Consider the following 13,342-nt stretch of genomic DNA (forward strand, 5'->3'; position numbering starts at 1 on the left):
CAGTTCCCCTGATAATCATGACACCCCCACATTAATATCGGTTATGCTATGGGCGTCTAAAATAATTGTCTATATACAAATACTGTAAATATTTGTTCTTGATCGATAATTCATGACCTTGGGCTATTCACCCATAAAGCCGCTCGTCCCACCAAACCGGCTCCGGCAATTCGTGGGTTATCCCCGCAGCATCCGGGTGGAGCGGGTTGATCAGGATATTCCGCTCCACCCGTGCCACCATCGACGGCACCAATAATATCGCGCTGCGCCGTTCCTCATACCATGCCTGCCCGAACGCCTTGCACAGCCCCTCATCCTTCCCGTCCCAACCCGGATGGGCAGCGGTCTGGAAGATTTCTTAGCTGGTACCATTGGGAATGGTAATGCGAATATGATGCTGGTTGGGCGGCAATACGCTGCTGGCATGAACCAGCTTTTCCAGCATCGCCGTAGAATAATGTTCCGACGTATAGATGATCGGACTGGCCAGCATGTTCCACCGCCCCGGATACAGCCGCGCGTCCTTGCTGTCATAAATAGGATGGATGCCATCGGGATCGCTTATGCGATAGGCCGTCAATATCCGGTCGGTCCGTCCGCCCGTCACACGCCCCCGCCATAGGCGGCGCGGCCGAGCAGGTTGATCACCAGATCCGCGCCCGGACTGGTCGCCAGCGCGACGTCCAGCGGCGCTTTCCCGTCCAGCATCGGATGCGGGCGGCCCAGAAATTCGCGGGCGCGCTCCGGTTCCCTGTAGATGTCGAGCGCGAAGCTGAACACCTTGGCCAGGCGCGCCAGACGATCGCTCTCCTCACTCGTCAGCCGCTTGGACGCTGACTTGCGCCGCCGTTCCAGCGTCACCTTAGCGATTAAGCGGAATTTGAACCGCGCATCGCCCGGCGCCACGCTGTCGGCCAGATGGTCGAGCGCCGCGACAGGCAGGCCACTTTCTATGGAGGCGGGCAAAGCCAAAAGCGACGCAGGCAGACCGGCTTTTACGCCCAGCAGCGCCTCCACAGATTGAAATTGCGTCGCCACAATCATCCCGCCTCAGTTGAGTTAATATATGCTTCACATGAGGTTTATACAAGTTCTGTTAAGGCTTATATTTCTGCACTCTTTGTTCTTTCATAGGGGGAAAAGGCTTGATGGCAGGATAGGGATGCTGGCGTCTTTTGTATAATATGCCATTTAAATCCGCACCCGCTCCACCTCCGCTACACTGATATCGTCGCGCCGTTGGTCGTAAAGCTGCGTTGTCCGGGTCGAACTGTGATTGGCCATAGCGGCGGCGTTTTCCAGCATTCCGCCATTTTTTAGATAAGTAGTGATCCCGGTCGCGCGAAAACTGTGTTTACCGACCTATGTCTCGATGCCGGCGGTGCGAGCGCGGCGGCGGACCATGGCATGGGCTTCGGCCTGGCACAGCGCCCGGTGGCTCAGCGTCCGACGGCCCCGATCAACGATGCGGAACAACGGTCCCATGCCCTCGTCCAACCCACACTCTCCTATATAGGCGAGCAGATAGCCTTCCAGATTATGGTGACAGGGCATCTCATGCCGCTTGCCGCCTTTTTCATGCAGGCGCAGCCACAGCCGCCGCCCCTGCACGAACACATCCTTCCGCCGCATGGCCAGCGCCGCGCCCACCCGGGCGAAGCTGTAGATCATCAGGCTGATCAGCGCCCGGTCACGCAGCCCCCGCTGGTGTTGACCTGCCCCCCGACAGTCCCTCGATCATAACGAGAGTCCAGCGGTTAAATACGATGGCCCGGACGATGAGTGTGGCGGACATTGTTGTAATCATAGCGCCAGATGGCCAGTTTTCGGCGGGCATCGGCCAGGCTGTCGAACAGTTCTTCGTTGAGAAGCTCATCGCGCAGTGAGCCGTTGAAGGACTCGATGAACCCGTTCTGCTGAGGCTTGCCCGGGTCGATGTAGTGCCATTCGACCTTATTCTTGCCCGCCCATTCCAGGATCGCCCGACTGGTAAATTCGGTGCCATAGCACATTGGGAAGCGCCGTTTCGGAAGCCTCTAGGCCCTGATGAAGACAAGGTCGCGTAGCGGCCGCAGGCTTCATCAGGCAAAGCCATGGCCGACCAGCAGATGTCTAAAGTGAAGTTGTCGAGACAACACTTTGGAGGCCGACCGACCATGACCAAGCTCTGTTCTACACCCGCCGGCGCTGTGCTGGTAGCGATCGATATGTCCAAGAATCGGCAGGAGGTCCTCATCGAGCGACCTGAAGGCGGTCGGCGCCGACGTATGACCGTCATGGCGACCAAGGAAGACTATGACGGCTTTGCCGAACAGCTCGCTGCCATCGGTCGCCCCATCGTCGTCGGGTTCGAGGCGACCGGCAAGTATCACCGGACCCTCGCGCACCGCCTGCTAACCGCAGGGTTTGAGCGGCGCCTTATCTCATCGGTTGCCTTGGCACGAACACGCGAGGCGCTGTATAACGGCTGGGACAAGAACGATTGGAAGGACGCGCAGGTCATTCTGCACATGCTCCGCATCGGCGCGACGCAACGCTATGTCGATCCGCTCGCCGCCGGCATCAATGATCTTCAGGAGCTATCGAAGACCCACGATGTTGTCTCCAAGATCAAGTCCCAGACCTGGCATCGGATCCTGACCCATTACCTGCCGCTCTATTTTCCCGAGATCGCCCGCTTTGCGGGCAACAGCCGGTCGGAGATCAAGCGATTTCCGACCCCGGCCAGCATTACCGCGCTTGATCGGGAAGCCTTCTCCGCGGAGGCATGGCCACTGATCGGGCGTAAGGTCTCCAAAGCCCGGCTGATCAACGATGTATACCAGACCGCTTGTAGTTCTGCGGCGTTGCCGGTGCCCGAGGACTCGGTCGCGATCACCATGTTTCGCATGGTCATCGCGCAAGGTCGCGGCCTCATCCACCAGCGCGACGAAATCGAACGGCTCGCCCATGCCCGGCTCGCAGAGCATGTCGATTCTTGGCAGCGAAAAATTCCAGAAAGCGCATGTGCACATGCGCTGGCGCCTCCGCGACGATAGGCCGCAGAGTAAGCGACTGCAGATTGATCGTTCGAAACATGCGAAACAGACCAAACGGTAGTAAATATATGATAATGTCCTTTATCGCATATCTTGCCGAAAGACGGAGAAATTGCGCTTGTGTCTCACCTTATGAACGGTTGTAAGTCGATCGCGTCCGACGCAGAGCGGATGAATTGCCATTATGGATGTCTCGTCAGGGACAGTGCAGCATCGCTTTGACGCCGTGCGAGGGACAAGTAAGAATGAAGATCGCCGTTTTCGGACTTGGCTATGTCGGCCTGTCCAATGCCGTATTGCTGGCCCAGCATAATGAAGTGGTCGCGGTCGATATCACGGCGGCGCGGGTTGACATGCTCAACGCGCGCCAGTCGCCGATTGTCGATACCGAACTGGAAGACTTCCTCGCCACGTGTCACCTGGACCTTACCGCCACGCTCGACCCGCTTCAGGCCCTCGCCAGCGCCGATTATGTGATCGTCGCAACGCCAACCAATTATGATGTCGGCACCAACAAGTTTGACACCTCCTCGGTCGAAACCGTGATCCAGACCGCCAAGGCGGCCAATCCCCAAGCGACGATCGTAATCAAGTCAACCATCCCGGTCGGCTTCGTGGAGGATGTCCGCCGCCGCCTCGGCACCGATCAGGTCATCTTCAGCCCGGAGTTCCTGCGCGAAGGTCAGGCGTTAAAGGATAACCTCCACCCCTCGCGCATCATCGTGGGCGAACGGTCGGACCGGGCGCGTATCTTTGCCGACCTGCTGTTGCAGGGCGCGGTGAAGAAAGACGTCGAAATCCTGTTTACCGACCCTAGCGAGGCGGAGGCGATCAAGCTGTTCGCAAACACCTATCTTGCGATGCGCGTTGCCTTCTTCAACGAACTGGACAGCTATGCCATCGCCCATGGCATGGATTCGCGGCAGATCATCACCGGCGTCGGCCTCGATCCGCGCATCGGATCGTATTATAATAATCCCAGCTTCGGCTATGGCGGCTATTGCCTACCCAAGGATACCAAACAGCTACTCGCCAACTATTCCGAAGTGCCGCAGAACCTGATCCGCGCGATCGTCGACGCCAACCATACGCGCAAGGATTTCCTGGCCGACCAGATCATCGCCAAGGCTCCGAAAAAGGTCGGCGTCTTCCGTCTGGTGATGAAGGCGGGGTCCGACAATTTCCGTCAGTCCTCGATCCAGGGCATCATGAAACGGATCAAGGCCAAGGGCATCGAAGTGGTGATCTACGAACCGGCGATGCAGGAAGAGGCGTTTTTCGGGTCGCGCGTGGTGCGCGACCTTGGCGCCTTCAAGCAGGAATGCGACATCATCATCGCCAACCGCATGACGCCGGATATCGGGGATGTGGCCGAAAAGGTCTTCACACGGGATCTTTTCGGATCCGATTGACAACGATCCTTGTTGCGACTGCGATGTCTTGCCATCATGATGAAATTACAAAGTAATATGGAACGGAGACTTTGATGATCTGGCTTCCCCGCTTCCTCCGCCGGAAGCGTTCGGCGGCGCAGGTCCGTCAAAGCCATTCCGTCCGTGATTATCGGGCGCTCGTTCGTGCCAAGCTGAAATCCCTGCCGGATGACTCGTCGCTTGCCCTGGCGCAGGCGATCGGTGCGCCGACCATGGCTGATTTCATGTCGATCGGCGACGGCCATGTCGAGGTGCTGTGCCACCATGGCCTGACCGACGGCATGACCGTCTATGATCTGGGCTGTGGGTGTGGCCGGACGGCGCAGGCGCTGATGCGCCATGGGTGGCGGGGCAACTATACCGGCGCCGATGTCGTGCAGGAACTGATTGACGAACTGGCCCGTCAATGTCCGGGCTATGACGTGCTGCTTAACGTCACGCCCACGATCGTCGCACCCGACGCGTCGCTGGACATGGTCTTTCACTGGTCGGTCTTCACCCATCTTTATCCGGGCGAATCCTATCTCTACACCGCCGACGCTTTTCGAGCGCTCAAGCCCGGCGGCAAGATGATCTTCTCCTTCCTGGAAATGGAGGAGCCCGCCCATGACCGGGTATGGAACGCCAATCTCGATCATCTACGGACAGGGCACGCCGCCGAACATCTGGACGCCTTCCTGCACCGCGACTGGATCTGCCGCTTCGCCCGCAACGCCGGTTTTGCAGAACCGCGCTTTACCAACGGGCTGGATGACACCCATCATCCTGCCTTCTGGCAAAGCCTGGCGGTGCTGGAAAAGCCGGCCTGATCTTGATCAACGAATGAAGGGCAACCCGGCCTTTTTCAGCGCCACGTCCAGATAGCGCATGAACGCCGGCGTCCGTCCGGCATCCCGCGCACGCAGCCAGGCCATCGCTACCACGGGCCGCCAGGCTTCGATGTCGCTGGCGCTGACGCCCGACGCTGCCGCATGGCTTTTGCGCAGCCGTCCTGCGGCCCAGTCCCGCCACAGGTTCGTCACCCAGTCGGTCGGCCCGATGCCAAAGCGCATCAGCATTTCCGATCGCACCGCATCGGCCGCCGGATGCCCCACCGCCGCTTTCGACCAGTCGATCACCATCATCCCCTGCGGCGTCATCATGACATTGCCCAGGTGAAAATCGCCATGGGTCAGCACATCGCCTTCCGGCAACGTCTCCAGATAGGCGATGGCCGCCCGTTGCAGCATATCGGGCGCAGGACCATAGGCGATGTCCGTCGCCAGCACTTGCTTGAGCGACCGCAGCGTCCCGCCCCCTGCTCGTCCTTCACCGGCCCTGTGAATGGCGGCATGGATGTCGCCCATACGGTCCAGCGCCCATCCCGCCCGCATCGGATTGCGACGAATCCAGTCCATCAGCGTCGCGCCTTCAAGCCGGGGATAGACGATACCGCGCCGTCCGTCCCATGCCTGCCGCCCGATCGCCGCTGCCGTCGGCACGCCGCATGCCCCGGCATGGATGGACGCATCGGCCTCGCGCGCGATCATCTCATCCGACACGCTGTCGCGGAACAGCTTGAGCGCCCGCCCGTCGCCAATGTCGAACAGTTCCGCGCTTGCACCCTTGGCGATGAACGGATATGGGCCCGTGTTATAATTCATCCAGCCCTGTTATCAGACTCGCTGGCCATGGTCATGCCTTGTCCCGGCTAGGGCAGTGCAAATGGTTGCCCCTGCTGAACGATGGCAAGAGCTACGCCCCGACCGGGCACGCGCTCAAAAGTTGGCTGTTAAGCGGTCACGCCATCGCCACTAGCAAGGCGCTGTTCGAACTGTCCCTCTATACTGGCGAGATCCTAACCGACCTGCTCGGCGAAGACAGCTATTTTGCCGATGCAGGCCGGTTCTGGCAGGCGCAGGAGGACGCAATCGCCACATTGGCAGAGGACTGTCGCAAAGCCGGATGGACCGATGCCCTTATCGTGCATCGGGGCGAGACCTTCCATCATTGGGAGCATGTCCATTGCCCGAAGAAGAAAGGCGGCCGCGTTTATATCGCGGTCGGCCTTGGCGGCGACGTCTAGGTCCATGAGGGCTATATCAGCCAGAAGGAAGCACGGCGTCTGGACCAGGGCGACATGCTGAAAAAGCCGATCCGTCCCGAACTCTGCGCCCCCGTAGCCAGCTATGTCGATTTGCATCGGCATGCCGCCGTGTGGGCGAAAGTGGCGACTGCGCCGATCATCGCCCTGCGATTGATGTTCGCCCATACGGTCAACGGCAGCAGCCTGTGGCGGGTGTATGTGGTATCCCAGCGTGGCGCGACCGACGCGATCAGCGAGAGCGTCGAGACCTGCGCATCGGAATCAGCGTTCGATAGCGAACGGCGAATCGCGCTCGACCTGCTCGGGCTTTATCCCGACACCACGACCGTCACCAGCTATGGCTATGATTGCGACATCAACGTCCTGTTCGTGCGACTGCTGCCAGGCTGGCGTGCTGCGCGCACACCGCATCGCGCTCGAACCCCACGCTCCGCCCGAAACGGAGGAACGGCTGACGATCGAACTGGACCGGATGGCCACCTGGCTTGGGCTGGCGTCGGTCAGCGTCGGCGAGATGGTCCGGACGTGTTGATAGTCCGGCCTATTCCTTGGCCTTTGCTGGCATTGCACTGTCCGGCACCGCTCTCCCGCACTTGGAAGGTTGCGCGCCGGTCCCCATATCGGGGAAGCAATTCCACAGCGACAAACGAGATCACGCATGGCCAATGGCTGGGCGCCCGATGGCGCCGTTCAGGAGCAGATAGACGACAGCATCAAGGATGCTCTCGATGCGGCGCGCAATCGCCTGCCGAGCGGCGAAAGCCTTGAGGAGTGCGAGGTGTGCGGTGAAGAAATCCCCAAGAAGCGTCGCGAGGCGCTGCCGGGCGCGCGCACCTGCGTTGCTTGTCAGAGCGAGCGCGACCGCGCGCATGTAGCCTTCGGCGCGATCAACCGCAGGGGCAGCAAGGATAGTCAATTGCGCTGATGCGTCACGCGGCCGGCTCCCCTGGTCCCGTCGCCGGTCGCGCCGGCAAGTTCCGCTCAAGAAGGCATTTTCGGGAATAGGCCATAGGTCCGTCCAGAGCGGACCAAAGCGCGTATGTCCAAAAATGCCGCTGGCTTGCATGACAGGTTCGCAGTGCGGCATTCGGGATGCCATCATAGACAAGCGATTTTGCGACAGGTCGATCAAAGCTTCAAGGAGATGGAAATGATCGACATGGCAGGCATGAAAATCCCCGCTTTATAACGGTCATTCTCACCGATTGATGGAACTGGGGTGCGCTAACCTGCGCCATGCGCGCCGTCCTGGCCTGTGCGCCCCTGTTCGGGATTGTGGCCGTCCAACAGCCAGGGATGCAACTGCCCAGGCGGCTCTAGGGCGGTCCATCAGTGACGGGACCGGCATTGTCCGTCAGCAGCTTCAGGCTTCGATACTGGATCAAGGTGGCTCGCCCGACTTTTGTTGTTTCAAGGTCTCCGGACTGGATGAGTTCATAGATCCGGGACCGACTGAGGCCAGTGATCCGAACAGCGGTCGATATACGCACGGTGAGCGGCTCGATCTTCTTCTCCCAAGCGCGTTCGATCATGTCTGCCTCCGTGCCGCAGCTTCGCGCGATCGCACAAAGTTGCGATCGCTATCGAGGAACGCGGCCAGCATGGCTGGGACAAGATCCACGACCGGTTCTTCAACGCCATAGGTCGAGGCATAGACAGCAGCATAGGCTTGAAGCCTGGCCTGCAAGTCGGGGGTGATGGTGATGGTCAACTTGACCGGCGTGCGGTCGGGCAGCTTCCCTAGTTTGAGTTCGATCATGTCAGCTTGTCCTGCTCGGATAGGGTGCCAGGATGAGATCGCGGGTCACGAGAACGCGAACGGGTGACCCGGGCCGGATCGTGACGGTCGGCTGGATGTCGAGGTTGCGTTGTGTGATCCGGTCTCCGGCGCGGGCGGTGTTCGACTGTCCGCTCTGCGGATCTGTCCGGCCCAGTCGTCCGGGCGAGCGACAGGAAGGTCACCGGCGGCGACCGGCATCAGTTTCGCTTCATCGTTTCGGCCGAGGATGGCGCTGAATATCCCGACCTCAAGCCGTATGTCCGGCGGCTGATGACGCAGGTCGAGCAGGACCTCGGGACGAAGCTTGACTGGGTCGCGGTCGACCACTTCAACACCGAGCGTCCGCACACCCACATCGTCCTGCGCGGCTTGGATGATCGTGGCGACAATCTCATCATCGCGCGGGAGTATATTTCGCATGGTCTGCGCGAGCGCGCGTCCGAGCTGGTGACGCTCGACCTTGGACCTCGCACCGACCAAGAGATCGAGGCGCGGCTGCGGCATGATGTCGACCAGGAACGGCTCACCACGATCGACCGACGATTGCTGCGCCGAATGGACGGCGAGCGCGAGGTGTCCCCGGCCGACAACGACCCTCTCCAGCAGTCGGTCGCGGCGGGGCGCTTGCGGAAACTCAAGGCTATGGAGCTAGCCGAGGATATTGGCGGCGGTCGCTATCGGCTCGCGCCCGGACTGGAGGACACGCTGCGCCGCATGGGCGAGCGCGGCGACATCATCCGCCTCATGCAGCGCGAGTTGACGGCCCGCAGGCTGGACCGCGCAGGCGTCGCGCAGGTCGTGTCCAATGACTTGCGCGAGACGCTGGTCGGACGGGTGATTAGCCGAGGCTTTTCCGACGAGCATCGCGATCGGCATTACCTGATGGTCGACGGGGTCGATGGCCGGGTCCATTATATCGATATCGGCCGAGGGGATGCCACGCCATCGGTTCCCGAAGGATCGACGGTACAGGTCGCGCCGTCGCGGATCGAGGCGACCCAGGCCGATCGCACTGTCGATGCGGTCGCCCGCGCCAATGGCGGGCGATATTCGATCGACCTGCACTTGGCGCACGATCCGAAAGCCAGCGAGGCGTTCGCGACCAGCCATGTCCGGCGGCTCGAGGCGATGCGGCGCATGGGCAGCGGACCTGAGCATCAGGCGGATGGAAGCTGGACGATCCCCGACGATCATCTCGCTCGCGCCGATGCCTTTGCGAAAGCCCAGCAGCGCGACCGGCCAGTAACGCTCTCCGTCCTTTCGCGGTCACCGATCGACGACCTGGCCGGGAAGGACGCACCGACCTGGCTCGATCGGGAACTCGCCGAGGGCATTCAGGCTGCCATGCGCGATGTCGGTTATGGGCAGGAGGTTCGGACCGCGCTGGCGGCGCGGCGGCAGTGGCTGATCGAGCAGCAGTTGGCGGATGGCGAGCGGTCTGCATTTCGATATCGCGACGGCGCGTTGGACACGCTGCGCCAGCGTGAATTGCAACACGCCGGCGAGCGGATCGGCGACGAGATCGGGAAACGGTTTGAGCCTGCCCGGATCGGCGAGCGGATCGAGGGCAAGATCGCCCGGCGGGTGGATCTCGAAAGCGGGAGTTTCGCTGTCGTCGAGCGATCGCGGGACTTCACGCTGGTACCGTGGCGCGACGTGCTTGAACGCAACATCGGCAAGGCCGCTTCGGGCATCATGCGCACCGACGGAATCAATTGGCAATTCGGTCGCGGGCGAGCGGGACCAACCATCTCCTGAACTGATGCTGCCGGAACGACAACGCGCTCAATGCACTTCTGTGTGCGTGAAGATCGCAACCTACAATGTGAACGGGATCAATGGGCGGCTCGCCGTGCTGCTGCGCTGGCTTGAACTGGCCGAGCCGGATGTGGTCTGCCTCCAGGAATTGAAGGCCCCCGACGCCGCGTTCCCAGAGGTTGCCATCCGCGATCTTGGCTATGACGTAATTTGGCAAGGGCAGCCTCGCTGGAATGGCGTCGCGATCCTCAGCCGGGTCGGCGACATCCACGAAACCCGCCGCGGCCTTCCAGGCGATCCTGACGACGACCAGAGCCGCTAAATTGAGGCGGCGGTCAACGGTGTGCTCGTCGCGGGCCTCTACCTTCCCAATGGTAATCCCCGACCGGGGCCCAAGTTCGACTATAAGTTGCGCTGGTTCGAGCGCTTGCACAACCATCTCGCAGGTCTCTTCGCGCTCGATGCCCCCGTCGTCATCGCCGGAGACTTCAACGTCATGCCGACCGATCTCGACGTCTATGCGCCCGAGCGCTGGCGCAATGATGCGCTGTTCGCGCCCGAGGTCCGGCAGGCTTATGCTCACCTGGTCGCGCAGGGATGGACCGACGACTTGCGCCATCTCCATCCTGGCGAGCAGATCTACACCTTCTGGAAATATTGGCGCCGGTCCTTCGAACGCGACGCGGGGTTGCGCATCGATCACATACTGCTCAACCCTCCGGCTGCCACTCGTTTTGTTGCGGCGGATGTCGACCGCCGCCCGCGCGGCTGGGAAAAGACCAGCGACCATGCGCCGGTACGGGTCGAGCTTGGCGACAAGGCCAAGCGTCGTGGAAAGACCTAGTCGTCTTCTTCTTTCGAGATCTTGGCATACCAGTCTGCATAAGGGCCGGTGCGGGCGAGATGACGGTTGAGGTCGGGCGCGCCGTCGTCCCACCAGACCGGACCGCGTTCGCCCAAGGCGACCTTGGCGCGATCGACTGCGTCATGTGCCGTCTGTTCCGCCACTCGATCACCCGTTCGCTTTGCCGCGCCCACGGCGCGGCGGGCGTCCATGAGCTCGCCGACGAGGCGTTCACGCAGCCCAGGCTCGAGCGCTGGATTGCTGGTCCGCCACAGCCGCCCGCGCACGACGAAGTAACGACCGTCCGGCGTCTTGGGATAGTCCCGCCCGCTCACCGCGTGCGATCCCGGTCGGAAAGGCTCCGAAAGGTGATCGACCAGCGGGGCTGTTCGATAGGGGCGATACTATGCTCCCAGTGATGGCGCACTTCACCGGACAGGTGATAGATCGAGCGGCCCATGAGTTCGGATTTTGCCCGTTCGAAGCCGCGGGCGTTCCGGCGACGCAGCCGCAGTGTCGCTTCCTTTCCCAGCGAGATGCCGACGACATGTTCGAAGACCGGGCGATCCTTATGCCATCCGATCCCTGCGCCCGGGTCGTAGCGGATCAGCAGCGCCTGGACGAGGTCCGCCGGACGGAGGCCCGCGAACCGTGCCGCCCGTTTTCGGACATCGTCTAGCCATTGCGGCAACGGCTCGGTGGGCGCGAATACGCCAGTCTCGAAGTCGTAGCTCCAGCCATAGGAACGGGTAAGCCGCTTGCCGGTCCATTGCTGGAAACGAAATGGGCTGAGGCTGGTCTCGTCGATATGTGCGATCAGCGCCGCTTCCTCGGCGGCCGAGATAAACGCCTCGGCCATCGCCAGGCCAGGAACGGCGGGTATCTCGAAGAGATCGAGCATCGCGTTCATTTCAGTCTTCCCCGGCCACCCTCGGCACTGCCTGCGGCGCGCAACAGGTTCCCGATCGGGCGGCCGACCAGCGTGCAGGTTGCGACCACACGGTCGTAGCTGCGCCGCCCGGCGCGGCAGACGAGTGTCTTGCCCATCACGATCCGTTCGAGGCGGCGCTTGGCTTCGATGCCGCCGGGTTCATGCAGTTCCGGCGCGTAGAAGTCAGCGAGCCGGATTTCGATCCAGCTTGCCGGCCGACCGGCGGGACCGACGCACAGCCCGTCGCCATCCCCGACATAGCGCACCACGCCGGAGAAAGCCGTGCCCTTGGACGGCAACCCCCCTCGCAAGGATCGGCAAGCGCCGGAGATGCCCAGGCGCCAGCGACGCAGGCGGCGATGATCGCGATACGGCCGTTCATGATGCTGGCGATATAGCGAGCATGCCCTCTCATGTCATAGTGCCTCCGTTGCTGCGGACCTGGCGGACGATCCCATTGAACGCGGTGCGAAGGCCCTGGCTTCGGCCAGTTTCGTGATCCGATCCGGCCGCTTCCCAGAACGAGACCAACCAGTCATCAGCCGACCAATGCCGCAGCTTCCAAAGCCCCAATACGACACCGCGCGATTGCGTCTTACCACGGGTCGGCGAGGCTATATAGTCGACGACAAGCCCTATGCACTGATCGAGCGAGCCTATGACTTCAGCCTTATCCCCTGGCGAACCTTAATTGAGCCCGCGATCTGCAAGAATGTCTACGGCATAGGGCGCAGCGAAGACATCAGCTGGACATCGGTCGGACCTGTAGCCGTTCGGCGTCAGCTGACCGTAGCGGTACCTGCGTGCACCAGACAGGCTCTGTCCACCAGCAGCCGCAGGCGCGATCATCAGGGGAGAAAGGATCGTCCCTATGACGACGTTCAAGACCCCAAACCTGTCCGATGGTCTCTCAAAGATGCTTGAGGCGCTGACCGCTGCGCCCGTCGCATCCAAGACATCGATCCTCACCAACGCGCTCACGGCATGGCTGGAGCGCAAAGCAGGTCTTGAGCTCGATCAGCGATTTGGTTCCCGGCTCGACTGGCAGGCGGGGGAGCGCAAGGTCGATGCGCTGACCGAAATGCTGGGTCTGTTCATTCAGCACTAAATGACCCTGATTGCCCACCAGCCTGGTTTCGATCCGCAAACAGCTCAGCTTGAACAGACCGGGTTCCAACGGTTTATGGAGATCGTCGAACACCGGCTGGGCAAGGTGAGCGAGCCTGAGAAATTATATCCTAGCAGCAAGGAGAACGATCAATGAGCCTTGACCCAAAGCCTGACCGGATCACCGTCCGTATCAAGGAGGCCTGCCGCATTACCGGCATCGGCCGATCCAAGCTCTATGAACTTATTGCCCAAGGCGAAATCGGGATAATCAAGGTAGGCGTCATGACCTTAGTGCCGGTGAGCGAGCTGGAGCGGTTCGTCGGGCGGCGGCGCAGTAGGTTGAACGAGGTGTGAGAGGACGG

The 13,342-nt window shown here is 61.3% G+C and carries 18 protein-coding genes and 5 pseudogenes; 12 read left to right on the top strand and 11 right to left on the bottom strand.

The annotated features are described in order from the left end of the window. Window positions 1-127: 127 nt before the first annotated feature. The 4 genes and pseudogenes from U5A82_RS20690 to U5A82_RS20705 form a co-directional block, all read right to left on the bottom strand. Window positions 128-607, bottom strand: a pseudogene (locus tag U5A82_RS20690) (RES family NAD+ phosphorylase). Then, the gene (locus tag U5A82_RS20695) at window positions 604-1,038 is read right to left on the bottom strand and encodes an antitoxin Xre/MbcA/ParS toxin-binding domain-containing protein (protein WP_326292730.1); all 435 of its coding nucleotides are present in this window, start codon (window positions 1,036-1,038) and stop codon (window positions 604-606) included. The pseudogene U5A82_RS20690 and the gene U5A82_RS20695 overlap by 4 nt, the downstream one beginning before the upstream one ends. 153 nt (window positions 1,039-1,191) lie before the next feature. After that, window positions 1,192-1,701, bottom strand: a pseudogene (locus tag U5A82_RS20700) (tyrosine-type recombinase/integrase); the annotation flags it as partial. Window positions 1,702-1,787: 86 nt separating this feature from the next. Further along, window positions 1,788-2,003: pseudogene (locus U5A82_RS20705) on the bottom strand (integrase core domain-containing protein); the annotation flags it as partial. Between the two features lie 153 nt (window positions 2,004-2,156). On the opposite strand from U5A82_RS20705, the pseudogene U5A82_RS20710 reads away from it, so the two are divergent. The 3 genes and pseudogenes from U5A82_RS20710 to U5A82_RS20720 all read left to right on the top strand — a co-directional run. Next, window positions 2,157-3,020, top strand: a pseudogene (locus tag U5A82_RS20710) (IS110 family transposase); the annotation flags it as partial. 263 nt (window positions 3,021-3,283) lie between these two features. Continuing rightward, window positions 3,284-4,450: a nucleotide sugar dehydrogenase gene (locus U5A82_RS20715; RefSeq protein WP_326292731.1), complete on the top strand. Its 1,167-nt coding sequence runs from the start codon at window positions 3,284-3,286 to the stop codon at window positions 4,448-4,450. A 74-nt stretch (window positions 4,451-4,524) separates the two neighbouring features. After that, window positions 4,525-5,280 carry a class I SAM-dependent methyltransferase gene (locus U5A82_RS20720; protein ID WP_326292732.1) on the top strand — a complete coding sequence of 252 codons (756 nt, stop codon included), beginning with the start codon at window positions 4,525-4,527 and terminating at the stop codon, window positions 5,278-5,280. A gap of 6 nt (window positions 5,281-5,286) precedes the next feature. On the opposite strand, the gene U5A82_RS20725 is transcribed toward U5A82_RS20720, so the two are convergent. Continuing rightward, a complete protein-coding gene (locus tag U5A82_RS20725) occupies window positions 5,287-6,114 on the bottom strand; it encodes a phosphotransferase family protein (protein ID WP_326292733.1) in 828 nt (275 codons plus the stop codon). A gap of 65 nt (window positions 6,115-6,179) precedes the next feature. Between U5A82_RS20725 and U5A82_RS20730 the strand changes: the two genes are divergently transcribed. From U5A82_RS20730 to U5A82_RS20740, 3 genes are all read left to right on the top strand, one after another. After that, window positions 6,180-6,536: a hypothetical protein gene (locus U5A82_RS20730; RefSeq protein WP_326292734.1), complete on the top strand. Its 357-nt coding sequence runs from the start codon at window positions 6,180-6,182 to the stop codon at window positions 6,534-6,536. A 412-nt stretch (window positions 6,537-6,948) separates the two neighbouring features. Further along, the gene (locus U5A82_RS20735) at window positions 6,949-7,089 is read left to right on the top strand and encodes a hypothetical protein (RefSeq protein ID WP_326292735.1); all 141 of its coding nucleotides are present in this window, start codon (window positions 6,949-6,951) and stop codon (window positions 7,087-7,089) included. Between the two features lie 126 nt (window positions 7,090-7,215). Next, window positions 7,216-7,482, top strand: a complete 267-nt coding sequence (locus tag U5A82_RS20740; RefSeq protein WP_326292736.1) for a DksA/TraR family C4-type zinc finger protein — start codon at window positions 7,216-7,218, stop codon at window positions 7,480-7,482. A gap of 391 nt (window positions 7,483-7,873) precedes the next feature. Here U5A82_RS20740 and U5A82_RS20745 read toward each other — a convergent pair whose 3' ends face one another. The 3 genes from U5A82_RS20745 to U5A82_RS20755 are packed head-to-tail and all read right to left on the bottom strand — an operon-like array spanning window position 7,874 to window position 8,491. Beyond that, complete coding sequence (locus U5A82_RS20745) at window positions 7,874-8,089, bottom strand: DNA-binding protein (RefSeq protein WP_326292737.1); 216 nt, start codon at window positions 8,087-8,089, stop codon at window positions 7,874-7,876. Continuing rightward, window positions 8,086-8,316 carry a DUF2274 domain-containing protein gene (locus U5A82_RS20750; RefSeq protein ID WP_326292738.1) on the bottom strand — a complete coding sequence of 77 codons (231 nt, stop codon included), beginning with the start codon at window positions 8,314-8,316 and terminating at the stop codon, window positions 8,086-8,088. Before U5A82_RS20750 ends, U5A82_RS20745 begins: the two co-directional genes overlap by 4 nt. A 1-nt stretch (window position 8,317) precedes the next feature. Beyond that, window positions 8,318-8,491 carry a TrbI/VirB10 family protein gene (locus U5A82_RS20755; RefSeq protein ID WP_442802223.1) on the bottom strand — a complete coding sequence of 58 codons (174 nt, stop codon included), beginning with the start codon at window positions 8,489-8,491 and terminating at the stop codon, window positions 8,318-8,320. 116 nt (window positions 8,492-8,607) lie between these two features. Here U5A82_RS20755 and U5A82_RS20760 point away from each other — a divergent pair, with 116 nt between their 5' ends. Beyond that, window positions 8,608-10,095, top strand: coding sequence for a DUF3363 domain-containing protein (locus tag U5A82_RS20760; protein ID WP_326292739.1), 1,488 nt, complete (start codon window positions 8,608-8,610; stop codon window positions 10,093-10,095). Window positions 10,096-10,141: 46 nt separating this feature from the next. After that, window positions 10,142-10,939, top strand: a pseudogene (xth, locus tag U5A82_RS20765) (exodeoxyribonuclease III). Here the strand turns inward: xth and U5A82_RS20770 are convergent. Genes U5A82_RS20770 through U5A82_RS20780 form a run of 3 tightly spaced genes read right to left on the bottom strand, consistent with a single transcriptional unit; the run spans window position 10,936 to window position 12,181 of the window. Beyond that, window positions 10,936-11,274 (bottom strand): hypothetical protein, encoded by a 339-nt coding sequence (locus U5A82_RS20770; protein WP_326292740.1) that lies wholly within the window; start codon window positions 11,272-11,274, stop codon window positions 10,936-10,938. The pseudogene xth and the gene U5A82_RS20770 overlap by 4 nt on opposite strands. After that, a complete protein-coding gene (locus U5A82_RS20775; protein WP_326292741.1) occupies window positions 11,271-11,849 on the bottom strand; it encodes an alpha-ketoglutarate-dependent dioxygenase AlkB in 579 nt (192 codons plus the stop codon). The genes U5A82_RS20770 and U5A82_RS20775 overlap by 4 nt, the downstream gene beginning before the upstream one ends. Next, the gene (locus U5A82_RS20780; protein WP_326292742.1) at window positions 11,846-12,181 is read right to left on the bottom strand and encodes a thermonuclease family protein; all 336 of its coding nucleotides are present in this window, start codon (window positions 12,179-12,181) and stop codon (window positions 11,846-11,848) included. The genes U5A82_RS20775 and U5A82_RS20780 overlap by 4 nt, the downstream gene beginning before the upstream one ends. A gap of 238 nt (window positions 12,182-12,419) precedes the next feature. On the opposite strand from U5A82_RS20780, the gene U5A82_RS21770 reads away from it, so the two are divergent. The 4 genes from U5A82_RS21770 to U5A82_RS20795 are packed head-to-tail and all read left to right on the top strand — an operon-like array spanning window position 12,420 to window position 13,334. After that, on the top strand, window positions 12,420-12,794 hold the full coding sequence (locus U5A82_RS21770; protein WP_442802196.1) for a DUF3363 domain-containing protein: 375 nt from the start codon (window positions 12,420-12,422) through the stop codon (window positions 12,792-12,794). Next, window positions 12,742-12,978: a hypothetical protein gene (locus U5A82_RS20785; RefSeq protein WP_326292743.1), complete on the top strand. Its 237-nt coding sequence runs from the start codon at window positions 12,742-12,744 to the stop codon at window positions 12,976-12,978. The genes U5A82_RS21770 and U5A82_RS20785 overlap by 53 nt, the downstream gene beginning before the upstream one ends. Continuing rightward, entirely contained in the window at window positions 12,979-13,134 is a 156-nt protein-coding gene (locus U5A82_RS20790) for a hypothetical protein (protein ID WP_326292744.1), read from the top strand. Beyond that, window positions 13,131-13,334, top strand: a complete 204-nt coding sequence (locus tag U5A82_RS20795) for a helix-turn-helix domain-containing protein (RefSeq protein WP_326292745.1) — start codon at window positions 13,131-13,133, stop codon at window positions 13,332-13,334. The genes U5A82_RS20790 and U5A82_RS20795 overlap by 4 nt, the downstream gene beginning before the upstream one ends. The last annotated feature ends 8 nt before the right edge of the window (window positions 13,335-13,342 follow it).

This window comes from Sphingobium sp. CR2-8, from assembly GCF_035818615.1.
In the GTDB taxonomy this organism is placed as follows: Bacteria; Pseudomonadota; Alphaproteobacteria; order Sphingomonadales; family Sphingomonadaceae; genus Sphingobium.

Coding starts and splice junctions, on each gene's coding strand:
- U5A82_RS21770 (WP_442802196.1), top strand. CDS start 12,420: ATGCCGCAGCTTCCAAAGCCCCAATACGACACCGCGCGATTGCGTCTT.
- U5A82_RS20745 (WP_326292737.1), bottom strand. CDS start 8,089: ATGATCGAACGCGCTTGGGAGAAGAAGATCGAGCCGCTCACCGTGCGT.
- U5A82_RS20790 (WP_326292744.1), top strand. CDS start 12,979: ATGACCCTGATTGCCCACCAGCCTGGTTTCGATCCGCAAACAGCTCAG.
- U5A82_RS20740 (WP_326292736.1), top strand. CDS start 7,216: ATGGCCAATGGCTGGGCGCCCGATGGCGCCGTTCAGGAGCAGATAGAC.
- U5A82_RS20775 (WP_326292741.1), bottom strand. CDS start 11,849: ATGAACGCGATGCTCGATCTCTTCGAGATACCCGCCGTTCCTGGCCTG.
- U5A82_RS20795 (WP_326292745.1), top strand. CDS start 13,131: ATGAGCCTTGACCCAAAGCCTGACCGGATCACCGTCCGTATCAAGGAG.
- U5A82_RS20785 (WP_326292743.1), top strand. CDS start 12,742: ATGACGACGTTCAAGACCCCAAACCTGTCCGATGGTCTCTCAAAGATG.
- U5A82_RS20760 (WP_326292739.1), top strand. CDS start 8,608: ATGACGCAGGTCGAGCAGGACCTCGGGACGAAGCTTGACTGGGTCGCG.
- U5A82_RS20725 (WP_326292733.1), bottom strand. CDS start 6,114: ATGAATTATAACACGGGCCCATATCCGTTCATCGCCAAGGGTGCAAGC.
- U5A82_RS20715 (WP_326292731.1), top strand. CDS start 3,284: ATGAAGATCGCCGTTTTCGGACTTGGCTATGTCGGCCTGTCCAATGCC.
- U5A82_RS20750 (WP_326292738.1), bottom strand. CDS start 8,316: ATGATCGAACTCAAACTAGGGAAGCTGCCCGACCGCACGCCGGTCAAG.
- U5A82_RS20720 (WP_326292732.1), top strand. CDS start 4,525: ATGATCTGGCTTCCCCGCTTCCTCCGCCGGAAGCGTTCGGCGGCGCAG.